Origin of the sequence: Uliginosibacterium gangwonense DSM 18521, assembly GCF_000373965.1 — a bacterium.
Classification (GTDB): Bacteria; Pseudomonadota; Gammaproteobacteria; order Burkholderiales; family Rhodocyclaceae; genus Uliginosibacterium; species Uliginosibacterium gangwonense.
Genome location: NZ_KB892857.1, coordinates 176,104 through 190,996, shown reverse-complemented (window position 1 = coordinate 190,996; position 14,893 = coordinate 176,104). Strand labels below are relative to the sequence as shown.

General features: G+C 56.3%; 14 protein-coding genes. 8 read left to right on the top strand and 6 right to left on the bottom strand.

Annotated features, from left to right (window positions below):
* Window positions 1-90: 90 nt before the first annotated feature.
* Both phaC and B145_RS0115455 read right to left on the bottom strand, forming a co-directional pair.
* Entirely contained in the window at window positions 91-1,911 is a 1,821-nt protein-coding gene (gene phaC / locus B145_RS0115460) for a class I poly(R)-hydroxyalkanoic acid synthase (protein WP_018608493.1), read from the bottom strand.
* A gap of 14 nt (window positions 1,912-1,925) precedes the next feature.
* Complete coding sequence (locus B145_RS0115455) at window positions 1,926-2,978, bottom strand: MBL fold metallo-hydrolase (RefSeq protein WP_018608492.1); 1,053 nt, start codon at window positions 2,976-2,978, stop codon at window positions 1,926-1,928.
* A gap of 188 nt (window positions 2,979-3,166) precedes the next feature.
* Here B145_RS0115455 and B145_RS0115450 point away from each other — a divergent pair, with 188 nt between their 5' ends.
* The 7 genes from B145_RS0115450 (at window position 3,167) to B145_RS0115420 (ending at window position 8,267) form a co-directional block, all read left to right on the top strand.
* Window positions 3,167-3,844 carry an SDR family oxidoreductase gene (locus B145_RS0115450; RefSeq protein ID WP_018608491.1) on the top strand — a complete coding sequence of 226 codons (678 nt, stop codon included), beginning with the start codon at window positions 3,167-3,169 and terminating at the stop codon, window positions 3,842-3,844.
* A gap of 27 nt (window positions 3,845-3,871) precedes the next feature.
* Window positions 3,872-4,069: a DUF1289 domain-containing protein gene (locus B145_RS0115445; protein ID WP_018608490.1), complete on the top strand. Its 198-nt coding sequence runs from the start codon at window positions 3,872-3,874 to the stop codon at window positions 4,067-4,069.
* Between the two features lie 67 nt (window positions 4,070-4,136).
* Window positions 4,137-5,000: an RNase adapter RapZ gene (gene rapZ / locus B145_RS27015; protein WP_018608489.1), complete on the top strand. Its 864-nt coding sequence runs from the start codon at window positions 4,137-4,139 to the stop codon at window positions 4,998-5,000.
* A gap of 38 nt (window positions 5,001-5,038) precedes the next feature.
* Window positions 5,039-5,395, top strand: a complete 357-nt coding sequence (locus tag B145_RS0115435; protein ID WP_051082613.1) for a NusG domain II-containing protein — start codon at window positions 5,039-5,041, stop codon at window positions 5,393-5,395.
* On the top strand, window positions 5,395-5,922 hold the full coding sequence (locus B145_RS0115430; RefSeq protein ID WP_018608487.1) for a Gx transporter family protein: 528 nt from the start codon (window positions 5,395-5,397) through the stop codon (window positions 5,920-5,922). The genes B145_RS0115435 and B145_RS0115430 overlap by 1 nt, the downstream gene beginning before the upstream one ends.
* Window positions 5,919-6,521: a flavin prenyltransferase UbiX gene (locus tag B145_RS0115425; protein ID WP_018608486.1), complete on the top strand. Its 603-nt coding sequence runs from the start codon at window positions 5,919-5,921 to the stop codon at window positions 6,519-6,521. Before B145_RS0115430 ends, B145_RS0115425 begins: the two co-directional genes overlap by 4 nt.
* A gap of 126 nt (window positions 6,522-6,647) precedes the next feature.
* Complete coding sequence (locus B145_RS0115420) at window positions 6,648-8,267, top strand: ABC-F family ATPase (protein WP_018608485.1); 1,620 nt, start codon at window positions 6,648-6,650, stop codon at window positions 8,265-8,267.
* Between the two features lie 131 nt (window positions 8,268-8,398).
* Here the strand turns inward: B145_RS0115420 and B145_RS0115415 are convergent, their stop codons facing one another.
* From B145_RS0115415 to B145_RS0115400, 3 genes are all read right to left on the bottom strand, one after another.
* The gene (locus B145_RS0115415; RefSeq protein ID WP_018608484.1) at window positions 8,399-9,490 is read right to left on the bottom strand and encodes a hypothetical protein; all 1,092 of its coding nucleotides are present in this window, start codon (window positions 9,488-9,490) and stop codon (window positions 8,399-8,401) included.
* A 2-nt stretch (window positions 9,491-9,492) separates the two neighbouring features.
* Window positions 9,493-10,866 (bottom strand): DUF4034 domain-containing protein, encoded by a 1,374-nt coding sequence (locus B145_RS0115410; RefSeq protein WP_157288449.1) that lies wholly within the window; start codon window positions 10,864-10,866, stop codon window positions 9,493-9,495.
* A gap of 577 nt (window positions 10,867-11,443) precedes the next feature.
* Entirely contained in the window at window positions 11,444-12,394 is a 951-nt protein-coding gene (locus B145_RS0115400; protein WP_083917778.1) for a HEAT repeat domain-containing protein, read from the bottom strand.
* A 303-nt stretch (window positions 12,395-12,697) separates the two neighbouring features.
* Between B145_RS0115400 and B145_RS25845 the strand changes: the two genes are divergently transcribed.
* Window positions 12,698-13,975, top strand: a complete 1,278-nt coding sequence (locus B145_RS25845; RefSeq protein WP_018608480.1) for a glycoside hydrolase family 28 protein — start codon at window positions 12,698-12,700, stop codon at window positions 13,973-13,975.
* A gap of 8 nt (window positions 13,976-13,983) precedes the next feature.
* Here the strand turns inward: B145_RS25845 and B145_RS0115390 are convergent, their stop codons facing one another.
* The gene (locus tag B145_RS0115390) at window positions 13,984-14,883 is read right to left on the bottom strand and encodes a fructosamine kinase family protein (protein WP_018608479.1); all 900 of its coding nucleotides are present in this window, start codon (window positions 14,881-14,883) and stop codon (window positions 13,984-13,986) included.
* Window positions 14,884-14,893 lie beyond the last annotated feature (10 nt).

The window sequence follows — 14,893 nt, the reverse complement described above, 5'->3', positions numbered from 1 at the left end:
GTTTACCGTTGTCACGAAAATCATGCATACTCAATTTACATGGCGCTCGTAAAAAAGCGGCCCTCAGGCCGCTTGGTGGAAGGCTACGTTTTATCGTGTGCCTTTGTCTGCCCGGGTTTTAACGTAGGAGCCGGGGGCGTCTTCGAGCACTTTGAGCTTGCCTTGCAGGGGGTTGCGTGCGGCGACCTGGTTGGTGTTCTGGTTTTGAACCCAGGCTTGCCAGTCGGTCCACCAGGAGCCTGCTTGATGCGTTGTTCCCTGCAGCCATTCATCGGCCTGCTCGGGGAGTTTGCCGTCTGTACGTGTCCAGTAGCCATATTTGTTGGCCACAGGCGGGTTGACGATGCCTGCGATATGCCCCGAGCCGCCCAGCACAAAGCGTGCGGGAGTACCTAGGGTGAGTGCGCCCAGATAGGTGGTTTTCCAGGGGGCGATGTGGTCTTCCAGGGTGGAGATGAAATAGCAGGGCACCTTGATTTTTGCCAGATCAATCTTGACGCCGCAGACTTCGATGCCACCGGGTTCGCGTAGCGCGTTTTCCAGGTACATTTTGCGCAGGTAGTAGCTGTGCATCTTGGCGGGCATGCGAGTGGAATCTGAGTTCCAGTACAACAGGTCGAAGGGGAAGGGGTCTTTGCCCATCAGGTAGTTGTTGACCACGAAGGACCAGATCAGGTCGTTTGCACGCAGCATATTGAAGGTGTTGGCCATCTCGCTGCCTTCCAGATAGCCGCGTTCAAGCATCTTCTTTTCCAGGTTTACAACCTGGGCTTCATCAATGAAAACACCCAACTCACCGGGTTGGGAGAAATCCAGCAGCGAGGTGAAGAAGGTGCCTGATGCAATTCGCTTGTCACGCTTGGCGGTCATGTATGCCAGTGTAGTGGCAAGCAGGGTGCCGCCCAGGCAGTAACCGATGGCGTTGACTTCTTTTTCGCCGGTTTGCTCCTCAATGGCGTCAAGTGCTGCCAGCACGCCTGTGGTGACGTAATCTTCATAGCCTTTGTGGGCAAGCTTGGCATCGGGATTGACCCAACTGATGACAAAGACGGTATGTCCCTGGTCTACGGCCCATTTGATGTAGGAGTTTTTTTCGCGCAGGTCGAGAATGTAGTATTTGTTGATCCACGGTGGCACGATCAGCAGCGGGCGCTTCCAGACCTGCGTGGTGGTGGGGGTGTAGTGCAGCAATTGCATCAGCTCGTTTTGGAAGACGACCTTGCCGGGAGTGGTGGCAACGTTTTTGCCCAGCTCAAAGGCATGGGGATCGGTCATGCGGATCTTGAGCTTGCCGTCGCCTTCTTCCACGTCGCGGAGCAGGTTGTTGAATCCTTTGATCAGGTTTTGCCCGTGGCTGCGCATGGTTTCACGGAAAACCTCTGGATTGGTGAGTGCAAAGTTGGAGGGGGAGAGTGCGTCGATATATTGGCGGGTGAAGAAATTCACTTTCTTCTGCGTATCGGCGTCCAGTCCCTCAATGCTAGAGACGGTGTCATGAAAATGGCGGGCGGCGATCAGGTAGCTTTGTTTGACGAAATCAAACAGGAAATGATCCTGCCAGCCTTCGTCCTTGAAGCGTTTGTCATCTTTGCCCGGTGAGGCCACAGGCTCGGGTGACATGCCCCATAGCCGGAGCATGGAGTGCTGCCACAGCGAGAAGTAATCCCACACCAGATTCATCTGCAACTGGGCGACGCGGTAGGGGTCGGCGAGCAGCTTGCCGAACATGTCCATGAAGGCCTGGGTGAGCCCCAGCTCATCATTGGGCGTCTGCAGGCCGGTGTCGGCCTGGCGCTTCATGTGCTCTGCAATCAGTTTTGAGGTGCGTTGGGCCACTTCCGCATAGGTTTTGGCGACTTCGGCGGGGTCGGGCAACTCGGCGGTGGGGGCATTGGTCTGGGGAAGGGCCATGGCGCAAACTCCTGCTAAGCAAGTGGGGTGGGGGGTGGCAGCGCATTCTGGCAGGCCTGGAAACGCAGCCTGCCATGATCGTCAAATCTTCGTGCGCCACCGTTTTGCCAGAGGTGGTTCAGGTGGGCGATGGTCTCGCTCATCGCAAACATGACCTGATGTGGGTCCAGTTCGCGCCGGAACAGGGTACTGAGCAGATCGGCAGCGCAACATGCTTGCTCAAGCGCCGTCTGCATTGTCGCATCGCGTTCCTGGTGGTGTGCGTGCAGTTGCCCTATCCGGGCATGCACCCCTACAAAGGGCAGGCCGTGGGCGGGCAGCACCAGGGTATCGGCGGGCAGGTCTGCAAAGCGGTCGATGGAGGCCAGGAAGCGCCCTACTGCATCCTCGTTGGGGCTGCTGGCGGGCACGGCCACATTGGTGGTGATGCGCGGCAGCAACATATCGCCGGAGATCAGCAGCCGTGCTTCATCGCAGTACAGGGCGATGTGCTCGGGTGAATGGCCGTAGCCCACGATGCAGCGCCAACGGCGTCCGCCGATGGTGATGACATCGCCATCCGCCAGCCGGTTGTAGTGCGCGGGCAGGGTGGGAACGCCACGCCGGAAGACGTTGCCCCGTGCCGCGAGGCGCTCAAGGCGGACCTCATCCAGCCCGTGGAGGCGGAAGTGCGCGAGCATGGCCGCCACGTCGTGCCCCGGTGTCTGGTGGAACAGGGCCTGGGCGAGCAGGTATTCCCCAGTGGCCATCCAGACCTCGGCACCGCTACGCTGCGCCAGCCACTCGGCATTCCCCAGGTGATCCGGGTGGTAGTGCGTGGCGATGATCCGCCCAAGCGGGCAGGTTCGCGCGGCAAACACCTGATCGAGCTGAGTGCGTGTAGGCTCATCGCCTAGGCCGGTGTCCACGAGGCATAAGCCAGCCCCGTCCTCCAGCAGCCACAGGTTGATGTGATCCAGGCTCCACGGCAGGGCCAGCCGCAGCCAGTGGACGCCGGGGGCGACTTCCAGCGTGCAGCCCGGCGCGGGTGGGCAAGGGTGGGGATGGCTCAGTGTGGTGGTCTGCATGGGGTAGGTTTGTTGTCGTGGTATTGTGCAGTGATGATGCATGGAGCAGGGGTGTGCTGCAAGTAGGGGGCTGTCGCAGGCTGTATTTTCAGATGGGCACAGCACATAATGCATAGATAGGCGCATACCGTGATACGCCACACAGGTCTTGACGTGTTTCTGCTGGACTCGATGATGGAGAATGTGAAATGGGTAAGACGGTACTGGTGGCAGGGGCCAGTCGGGGCATCGGCCTGGAGTTTGCGGTGCAATATGCAGCCGATGGCTGGAATGTGATTGCCGGTTGCCGCAATCCAGAGCAGGCCCGCAGTTGGCTGCCTCCCAGTGTGGATTTGCAGGCGCTGGATGTAACGGACTCTGATTCAATCGATGCGCTGCTCTGGCATCTGAACGATAAGCCCTTGGACCTGCTGATCATCAATGCCGGTGTTTCGGGGCCGGATGCCTTGGGCTTTGTGGCCCCCGAGGTGCAGGCCTTCGATCAGGTCATGCACACCAATGTGTTGGGGCCGATGAGTCTGGTCCAGGCTTTTGGCTCTGCCGTGGCGGTGGAGCAGGGCGTCATTGCCGTGCTCTCTTCCCGCGTGGGGTCGGTGGAGTTGGCGGATGCGGCCAACATGCTCACCTACCGGTGCTCAAAGGCGGCGCTCAACATGGTCGTCAAGACGGCCGCATGCGAATTCGGCCCCAAGGGCGCCATCGTGGTCGCGCTGCACCCAGGCTGGGTGCGCACCGACATGGGCGGGCCGAATGCGCATCTGGGGGTGACCGAGGCGGTGGAGGATCTGCGCGAAGTGATCGGGGGGCTGTCGGCAGGTAGCAATGGCTGCTTCTTTGACTATACCGGGCGCTCTGTGCCGTGGTGAGTCCGTGTGGACTGGAAGAGATGAATCATGAGTGACATCCTGCCTGCTTCCCCGTGTGTGCGGATGTGTTGCCTGGATGATACCGACACCTGCCTGGGGTGCTTCCGCACCCTGTCCGAGATTACCGGCTGGGGCTATGCGGACGCCGAAGAGCGTGAACGCATCCTGGAGCGTTGCACCCAGCGCAAGCAGGCTTACGAAATTGCGTTTCCCAGGTTTCGTTAATTGACGAAACTTCGCACGAATTCGCTATGCTAGGAGGTTCTCGCCATCGGCGTAGTGGAAGCGAACGATGCAACTCATCTTGATTAGTGGATTGTCGGGCTCAGGCAAGAGCATTGCCTTGAATGTGCTCGAAGATGCCGGATTCTATTGTGTCGATAACCTGCCGGTGACCCTGTTGCCGCAACTGGTCGTGCAGTTGCGCGCTGAAGGCAGCAAGCGTGTGGCGGTTGCGGTGGATGTGCGCGCAGGTAGCAGCATCAAGGCTCTGCCGGAAGTGATGGAGCATCTGCGCGAACTGGTCGAAGACCTGCGCTTTGTGTTCCTGGATGCGCGGGACGCAACCCTGATCGCCCGTTACTCGGAAACCCGCCGCCGCCATCCGCTGGCCGATGCGCAGATGACTGTGCAGGAGGCCATCAACCGTGAGCGCGAGATGCTCTCCCCCCTGGCCGAGCTGGGGCAACGCATCGACACCAGCCAGTTGCACCCGAATGTGTTGCGCTCCTGGATGCGCGAATTGGCAAAGAGCGATCTGGCGCCGGGCCTCACCTTGTTATTCCAGTCTTTCGGCTTCAAGCATGGCATTCCGGTGGATGCCGACATGGTCTTCGATGTGCGCTGCCTGCCCAACCCCTTCTACATCCCGACCATGCGCAGCCTTACCGGGCTTGATCAGCCTGTGATCGATTTCCTGGAAGCCTCTGATGATGTCAGGCGCATGACTGAGGATATCCGTCGCTTTGTGGCCAACTGGCTGCCTTCTTTTGTGGCCGATGGGCGTAACTACCTGACCGTGGCGATTGGCTGTACCGGCGGTCAGCACCGCTCGGTGTACATGGCCGAGTCGCTGAGTCGGCTGTTTGCCGACACCCACAAGGTGATGGTGCGACATCGGGTACTGGCTTCAGGGCAGAAGGCCGAGCCAAGGTGAGTCCGCGTCTGCAAGCGCTGCGTGGCTGGCTGCAACTGATGCGGCCAGGGGATGCGCTGATGCTGCTTCTCGCGGTACTGGCCACCCTGTATGCCGGGCACAGCCTGTGGACGGGGGATCGGCCCGAGCTTGCTGTGGTGCGTGCGGGGGGCAAGATCGTCGCCCGCCTGCCGCTGGATCGGGCCAAGCGACTCGAAGTCTCCGGCCCCATCGGTGTGACCTGGATCGAAGTGCAGCCCGGGCGTGCCCGCGTGGCCTCCGACCCCGGCCCGCGTCAATACTGCGTCAAGCAAGGTTGGCTGACGCGCAGTGGAGCGGCCGCCATCTGTGCCCCCAACGAGGTCACGCTGCAACTGGAAGGCCGCAGCAGCACTTATGATTCCCTGACCTACTGATGAATGCCCCCAAAATTTTGACGGCAGATGCTTCCGACCACCGCGTGGCCCGCTACGCTGCCGCTGCCATTGTGCTCTCAGTGGCCGAAGCCGCCATTCCTACGCCACTGCCGGGGGTCAAGCCTGGGCTGGCGAATATCGTAGTGCTCCTGGTGTTACTGCGCCATGGCTGGAGTGATGCCGCCTGGGTGGCCTTGCTACGCGTGTTTGCCACCAGCCTGTTGCTGGGGCAGTTGTTCGCACCGGGCTTCTTCCTGAGCCTCTCGGGCAGCCTGGTCAGCCTGCTCGTGCTGGGGGCTGCGGTGCGTTTGCCGAGGCGATGGTTCGGGCCGGTGAGCCTGAGTCTGCTGGCCGCCTTTGGGCATATCGGTGGGCAGATGCTGCTCGCCCGGCTCTGGCTGGTGCCGCACGAAGGCTTATGGGCACTCTGGCCGGTGTTCTCTGCCACGGCCACTATCTTTGGTACTGTCAACGGCCTGATTACGGCTGGCCTGCTGGCCGCTCGGCCGGAGGAAGAAAAAACATGAACAAAACCGTCGCAATTGCCCTGACCGGCGCCTCGGGCATGCCCTATGGCCTGCGCTTGATCGAAACCGTGCTGGCGGCGGGATGTGTGGTCCAGCTCCTCTACTCCCAAGCCGCCCAGGTGGTGATGAAGCAGGAACTTGAGCTGGCGCTGCCCGCACGCCCGCGTGATGCGCAGGATTGGCTCTGTCGGCGCTTTGAGACAGATGCATCACGTTTGCAGGTCTATGGGCGCGAGGAATGGTTTGCGCCGCTGGCTTCCGGCTCCAATCCCCCCGACGCCATGGTGATCTGCCCCTGCACCATGGGCACCCTGGCGGCCATTGCGGCGGGCCTGTCGGACGACCTTATCAAGCGTGCTGCCGACGTCTGCATCAAGGAAGGGCGCAAGCTGGTGCTGGTGCCGCGTGAGACGCCGTTCTCCACGCTGCACCTGGAGAACATGCTGCGCCTGTCGCGCATGGGGGTGGTGATCCTGCCGCCCAACCCCGGCTTCTACCATCACCCCGAGACGGTGCAGGACATGGTCGACTTCGTGGTGGCCCGGATTCTGGACCAGATCGGCATTCCGCAGACCCTGATGACCCGCTGGGGAGCCTGAAAAACCGGCTTGGCACCTCCTTGCAAGCCATTGAGCTATCAAGATAAATCTTGAAAGAGTACAATCGCGCCCTTTCAGGGCGTGGCTCGTTTTGGGCGCGTCGCTTATCAGGTAGGAATTCGCGCAGTGCTTATCGCCAACAACATCACCATGCAGTTCGGGGCCAAGCCCCTGTTTGAAAACGTCAGCATCAAGTTTGGCGATGGCAATCGCTATGGCTTGATCGGCGCCAACGGTGCAGGCAAATCGACCTTCATGAAAATCCTGGCCGGCGTCCTGGAACCCTCGGCAGGCAATATCGCCCTCGATAGCGGCGAGCGCATGGCCTTTCTGCGCCAGGATCAGTTTGCCTTCGAAGACATTCGCGTACTTGATGTTGTGATGATGGGCCATGAGCAGATGTGGGCCTGCATGCAAGAGAAGGACGCCATCTACGCCAACCCCGAGGCGACCGAAGACGACTACATGCACGCGGCCGAGCTGGAACACCACTTCGCCGAGTACGACGGTTACACCGCCGAAGCCCGTGCGGGCGAACTGCTGTTGGGCGTGGGGATTCCCACCGAACAGCATAACGGCCCGATGCGCGAAGTCGCCCCCGGCTGGAAGCTGCGTGTGCTGTTGTGTCAGGCGCTGTTCGCCAACCCGGACATCCTGTTGCTGGACGAACCGACCAACAACCTCGACATCAACACTATCCGCTGGCTGGAAAACGTGCTGAACAACCGCAACAGCACCATGATCATCATCAGCCACGACCGCCACTTCCTCAACCAAGTGTGTACCCACATGGCGGATTTGGACTATGGCCGCATCCAGAGCTACCCCGGTAACTGGGACGACTATCTGGAAGCCTCTACCCAGGCCCGCGAGCGCCAGCAGGCCGCCAATGCCAAGGCCAAGGAACGGGTTGCGGAGTTGCAGGAATTCGTGCGCCGCTTCTCGGCCAACAAATCCAAGGCCCGCCAAGCCACCAGCCGCGCCAAGCAGATCGAAAAGATCAAGATCGAAGACTTCAAGCCCTCCAGCCGCCAGTACCCGTGGATGCGCTTTGATTATGACGAAAAGGAAAAGCTCCATCGTCAGGCCGTCGAGGTCGAAAACCTCACGTTTGGCTATGATGACAGCCGCAAGATCATCAATCGCTTCAGCGTGGCCTTCGATGCGGGTGATCGTGTCGCTATCATCGGTGAAAACGGCGTGGGTAAGACCACCCTCCTCAAGTTGCTGATCGGTGAGCTGACGCCGAGCGCGGGCACGATCAAGTGGGCCGAGAAAGCCCGCCCCGGCTACTTCGCGCAGGACCACGCGAACGACTTCGATTCCGATGACAATCTGACCGATTGGATCTCTGGTTACGTGCGTGAAGGCGGTTACGAAGGTGACGACGCCATTACCCTGATCCGTGGCACATTGGGCCGTCTGCTCTTCCAGGGTGACGATGTCAAGAAATCCGTGCGCGTGATCTCCGGCGGTGAACAAGGGCGTATGCTCTTCGGCAAGCTCATGCTCCAGCGCAAGAATGTGCTGCTGCTCGATGAGCCGACCAACCACCTGGACATGGAGTCCATCGAATCGCTTAACGCCGGGCTGGCCGCTTTTACCGGCACCCTGTTCTTCGTCTCTCACGACCGCGAGTTCGTCAGTTCTCTGGCCACACGCATCGTGGAAATCAAGGGCGACGGGCAGATCATCGACTATCGTGGCACCTACGATGAATACCTCGCCAGCCAAGGGCTGGAGTGATGATTTAGTTGTTTTGGATTGCATAAAAAATAGCGCCTTTCGGCGCTATTTTTTATGTGCAGGGGAGTTTGCAGAAAACTCCGCAATACTCTCGGTTTATGCTAAATATTTTTTTCTATGATGATTCCAAACTAGTTGTTGTAACCATATTTCGCATCGCAAAAATCCAAAGAGGGTCTTGTTCCCCACGATTCGTCAAAAGGGGTGTTCCCAATCTTCTTGCGCAAATGGAGAAAGGTCTTTTTGTCACCAGCCTCACAAGCAAGTGCTGCAAAATTATTTAGATGCCAAAGGCTCTCTGGTCTTCGCTGGAGCAGTTCCTCGTAAGCACTCTTCAGCCGTGGCCAATTGACTTTGGTTTCTTTGAAAAAATTGCCTTCATCGCGCATGTTGAGATGCACACCGTAATAGAGGTACGCATAGAATGTATCTCCTTCTGTCTTCTTGGTATTATTCGCAGCGAATTTAATGAGTTGATCGACGCCCGCCCATGATCCACCCCACCTGGGCTCGGCATAGTTTCGCATTGAGATGTACAGCGGAAGGTAGGTTTTGTAACGCTCTGCGCCTTCAAGGAAATTTTTGTTTCGTTCATCCGTTTTGTGATTCATAGCGCTTTGAACCTGAACCATCAGTTCGTACCACGCGGGCATGGAAGATCCCAGCTCCTTATTCTCACGTAGAATTTTCTCAGCAACACTCAAACGTTCCTCGAAAAGTTTCCATCCCTCCGGGCTGACTGATGAAGCGTAGCCTCCTCCTCGGGCGTCCCAAGCGTATTTGTACCAATACTCGGTCTCAGCTACTATCGGGTAAGCCTCATTTGGCCGTTTTCTCCGCAACTCTTCGACCTTCTCCCTTGCTCTATTCCAATTATTCTCATCCGTAATGCCTTTAGCGAGGCCCCGAAGAATTACATTCTGATAGGCTTGCCCATCTTTTAAGTAGCAATCTGGCAGCATTAATTGATGAATAGTGTCATTCAACCATTGGTAGTCTGGGTCTTCTACCACCGCATAGCCGCTATGACGCCTAGTTGGACCTTTTCCACCGCTGAGGAATGCCTCTGCCACAAAGGACTCTAGAAAATAGGTGCCTTTGTCTCCGTCGTTTATATTGCGAAATCCAGACTTGCACACATGGTCGTCTCCAAACGCCATGTTTATTGTGGTCATTGAAGAAATGGTCACTAACGCTAAAAAACAATTTCGGAACCTGTTCATTCTCATCTTCCTGTCTGGAGTTTTCTCGCAAATTTCGTGTTACACATTTCCGGAGAATAATTTGATGGCCATTCCCGTTTGAGCAGATTGCCTGTAAGCGCCCCCCACGCCTGAAGAAAGACAGGCTGGTCATTGCTGCGACAAGCGTATATTGCCAACCAGTTTTTCTGTAGCTTGCCTTTAGGATACTGTTGGATCAGATCTTCAACTGCCAATTTCATTTTTGGCCAAGTAGCATAACTGTGCCTGAACAAATCAAATTCTGTTGTTTGATGAGATTCCAAAGAATTATAAAAAGTGGCATAGCTTCCTGTTTTGTTTTGCTTTTTTGTATTTTCAACAGCGAGGCTCGCAAGTTTTTCTACTTCGACCCAGTTTGAGCGACCGTAGGTTGGCGACCAGTGGTAAGCCATTTGTATATACAGACCCAGGTAATCTGGGAATTTTTTTACCCCTTCGGCGAACAACTTGTTGATTTCTGTATTGCTTTCACCATTCGCATCTGCGACGGCTATGGCTGCTTGGTACCATAGGGCAGTATTTCCGGCAAATGGTTTTGAACTTGTCAGCAATTTTTTTGCTTTTCGCAGGCGGTCTTTGAATAGTCTTTCCGCATCTGGGTCGTCGTAGGGCGTGTGCTCGCCACCACGAAGCACCCATGCCTCCTTTTGCCAAAGTATTGCTTGTGCAATAACTGCGCCAACAGACTTCGGGTTGCTAGCACGCCAATCTCGAATGAGTTCGCTCAGTTGCCGTCTTTGGGTGGAAGATAGATCTACAATAGCGTCAAAGAAAGCACCCGCCAGTTGATTTCCTGATTCTCCAAACTCCCTTGATGAGATCAGGGTGTTGATTTGCTGATCAAGGATATTGAATTCTCTTTCCAGCAAATTATTACTGATCGCCTCGTACATCTCTTGTTGACGTGTCGGATCCACTGCTTCTGGACGTAGATCTGTAGCTACGGCTGTATCTGAATTGGTCGATGCCCAGTCGTAGGCTAGAGGGAAGACACGAGACAGCATGGTGTTTCCCCCGTTGGCGTACATGAAAAGATAGACAAGATTTGTTCGTTTTGCTGTGTGATAAGGGGGGCGCTGTAAAGAAACAATAACTTTCACATGATTGCCAGGAGGCACGTGCACTGGGACATAACCGTAGGAATGAGCCACCCCATCCTCAGACTTGGCATAGCCACCAATCGTTAAATTACCAAATGAGCTGTCAGATGAACATTCCACTTCTACGAGAACTTTTTCAGGCGTGCTACTGATTATTTTGGTCAGTGCGTCAATCGAAGCGTGAGGGGTGTCTGCCCATGCGGAAGTTGCTGTCAGCATTGCTGCGAAGCATAAAGCATAAAAGCGTTTTTCCATGGTTTTTGACTGGTGTTTGATAGTAGTAAACAAGACAGGCCTGGTGCATCGGGTTTTTCATGCAGAAGATATTGAGTATCTTCAAGAGCACATTTACAGGTTCGTCCTGGTGATGGCTTTGTACAGAAAAATTTACGTGCCTAAAGTACGTCGTTTTATTCAACAGCTGCAGGGTGATAGATAGAAGCCATGGGCAGAATCCAAAAACACTTCAGATTTCTCGATTTCGTAACAAAGCTGCACGAGATCAGAAAGCCAAAGGATTGCACCCCAGCGTTTTGTGGCGCCTGCCTATAATCATCAATAATGACGTGAATGTGCAAATTTTACGATATTTGATATTATACCTCTGTGTTAAATTGCCATTGCAATAACCGTACGACGGATTCATGCTAGTACGACGTATAAGTCCAAGTGGGGCTATTCGAGCACATTTGGAGATGCTTTGGGGCGTGCATGCCTACCGTGCCAGAAGTTCGGGCATTGAGCCGCCAAAAAACGCCGCATGCCAATTGTGGTCATGCGGCGTTCGGGTACAAGGGGTGGCGCGCTAGGGATGCGCCATCACAAACCGGTCTTATTTGTACAAGGCCATGATGGCTTTGAATGTAGCGGCCTCACGGTCGTCCTTGCCCGCCAGTGCGGAGCCTTGCTTGGCGACATAGGCTTTGGCCTCGGCACCATTCAGATCGCAGATGGCCTTGAAGGCGGTTGCGCGGTCTTCCACATCGGACTTGCTTTTTTCATACAGCTCGACCAGTACGGGCAACTTGTCATTGGCATTCAGGATACCCAATGCTGAGGTTGCAGCGCGAGCCACATCCCCATCTTCAGCCTTGACCCATTTCACCAGTGAAGCAACTGCGCGCGGGTTGTTGCCAAAGCCCAGTTCATAGACGTCCAGGGCGTTGATCTCCTTGCCAGCACCTTCAATCTTCTTGACCAGTGCATCGACCTGCGCATCGCTGATGGATTGGCCATACATGTATTGGTTGATGCGGGCAGCCAGCTCTTTGCTCATCAGTGCCAGGGGCACATTGAAGGTCGGATCGATCACTTCATCGAAGCTCCAGACCGGTACCTTGCCGCGCTTGACCCAGAAGGCGATGCGTTGTTGTCCCTTGGCGGTGACCAAGTCGGCGTTCAGGCTGGTAAAGGTTTCAAACGGCGAAAAACCGCTGATACGGCGATTTTCGATGTGGAGGAACTTGACCTGCACGGTGTTGGCGCCAGCCGCTTCATTGGCTAGCTTGACGGGCAGGCCACGGCCAGCCAGCTCGGCCACGGTATTGCGGCTCAGCCAGGAGACTGCATCCAGCGGCTTGCCTTGGTAGGTCGGGTTCATCGGGATGCGCCCAGTCACCAGTTTGGCCTTGTTTTCAGCCGTTTGTGCGTCAACGAAGTACAGGCTTGCCGGTGCGGCGGCTTCGGCTTTGGTGTATTTGTCAGCGCTGGGTGTGATGTCCTTGACGGGTACGGGCATATTGATGGCGCAACCAGACAGTAGGGCCAGCGATGTTCCAATCATGCATAGACTGCTTTTGCTGAACAGCTTGTTCACGAAAATTCCCCTTTTGATAATGACTCTCAACCAATGGTGGTTGTATTTTTTGGATATATGAACTGCACATGTGCGGTGCGCACCATGCAGCGGGGCGCAGTATACGATGGAACGGTAACATACGCACGAAAATGGGGCAGGAGATGAGGCGAGAAATGGAACGGGAATCAGCCGTTGAACGGTTGGAATATGTCAGACTTTTGCAGGGGGTTTTCCGGTAGACTTCCACTGTCGCACTGTTCTATGCATGCTTTGGTGGAGAAACGGTTCATGTTCGGTAAAATCTGCGCGCTCGGGAGCTTTTTGCTGGCGCTGTCTCATCCGGCTCTGGCTTTTGAACTGAAATTGAACATCCCTGATCATGTGTGTGCCCTGCCCAAGCTGGTGGCTGACGGCAAAACGCTGCAGACCGATCAGATACAGAAGGCGATCGACCAATGTGCCCAGCAAGGGGGCGGGACGCTGCGTTTTCCTGCCGGGCAGTATCTTTCCGGCCCACTTTTCCTGCGCAGCAACATGCGTCTGCAGTTTGAGGCGGGTGCCAAGCTGCTAGCGTCATCCGAGCGGGAGATCTATCGCGTCACACCACAGAATGAAAAGTATGCCGTCATGCAAGGCTGGATTGCTTTTCTCAACGCGGTCGATGAGCATGACATTGCGCTAAGCGGGCCGGGGGTGATTGATGGTCAGGGGCAGCCGTGGTGGGATTATTACTTGCAGAAAAGCGGCAAAAGCACGCCGACCAACCGTCCGCGTTTGGTGTACTTCGGGCGGGTGAAGAATGCCTTGCTGGAAGATGTCACCCTGACTAATTCGCCCAGTTTCCATTTCGTGCCGCATGCCTCAGAGAATATCGAGGTCAATCGCGTCAAGATCATCGCCCCCGCGCATTCGCCCAATACTGATGCGATTGATCCATCGAACACCCGCAACATGCTGATTCACAACTGCATGATTGATACCGGGGATGACAATATCGCCATCAAGGCAGGAAGCATTGATCCGCTGCATCCCGGCGCGGCGGTGGAGAACATCACGGTGGCCGATTGCGTGTTCCGTGCCGGGCATGGTGCTTCCATTGGCACGGAAACAATGGGGGGCGTGCGCAACGTGGTGTTCGAGCGCATCCGTTTTATCGGAACGGATCATGCGGTTCGCATCAAAAGCAGCCGCAAGCGCAGTGGTGAAATCCGCAATGTGGTGTATCGGGATCTGACACTTGAAAACGTGGGGGATGCCATCCTGATCACGGGGTATTACCCCCGCATACCCGATGCTTCGCAGGATGTGGCGCAATCCTATGTGCCCAGTACCCCGTATTTTCATGATGTGATCGTGCAGAATGTGCATGGTTCAAGCCAGGAGCCAGGCTATATCGTGGGCCTGCCTGAACGCACATTCAACGCGATCCGGCTGGATAACGTCCATCTGGAGACCTCTGGCCCGCTGCCTGTGCGCAATGCCAGCGTCAGTCTGCATGACGTGAAGATCGGCAATGGCACCTCGCCCATCAGCCTTGAGACGCAGGCTGAGGCGGTGAACAAATAGCCTTGTTTTTAGCACTTGAGCGCACGGGCCAGACTGCTGGCCATTCGCTCTGCCTGCCCCAGATAGCTGCGCCCAAACAGGTTCAGGTGGTTGAGGATGTGGTAGAGGTTGTAGAGCGGTTTGCGCAACTCATGCCCAGCGCTTAAAGGCTGCGCCTTGCGGTAGGCCGCGTAGAATGCAACGGGCAGGCCGCCAAACAGTTCGCTCATCGCCACATCGGTTTCACGGTCGCCGTAATAGCAGGCCGGATCGAAGAGTACAGGCGTGCCATCGGGCAGGGCGCCCAGATTGCCGCTCCACAGATCGCCATGTAAGAGGCTTGGCGTGGGGTGGTATTCGATAAAGAATGCCGGGGATTTTTCGAAAATCGCCTCGGCATAGGGTTTGAATGTTGCCCCAAACCCATTTTGGGCCGCCAATGCGAATTGTGGTTGCAGGCGCCGGCGGACGAAAAATTGCGCCCAGTTGTCACTTTCGGTATTGCATTGAGGTGTGCTGCCGATGAAATTGTCATGCATCCAGCCAAAGTGTTCCCCTTTGCAGCCGTGCAGCGCCGCCAGGGCTTCGCCTGCGCGGCAAGCTTCCGATTCGCTGCGGATCGGCTGAATGTCGAGCCATTCGAGCAGCAGACTGGCCATGTTGCCTGCTTGTGTGCAAGCCAGCACCTTGGGCACGCAGATGGCATCGCAATGGGAGAGTGCGCGCAGCCCTTCCGCTTCTGCTTCGAACATTGCCATGTCCTGGGCAGGGCGCAGTTTGGCGAATACCGATCCCTGCGGCCCACTCAGACGCAAGGCCGTGTTGATGTCGCCCCCCGCTACAATTTCCATCCGGTCAATACCAAAAGCATTGCCGAGCTGGTTGTGCAAGGCTTCTTGCAAAGTGTTTTGCAGTTGCAGGTCGATCATGTCGGGGGAG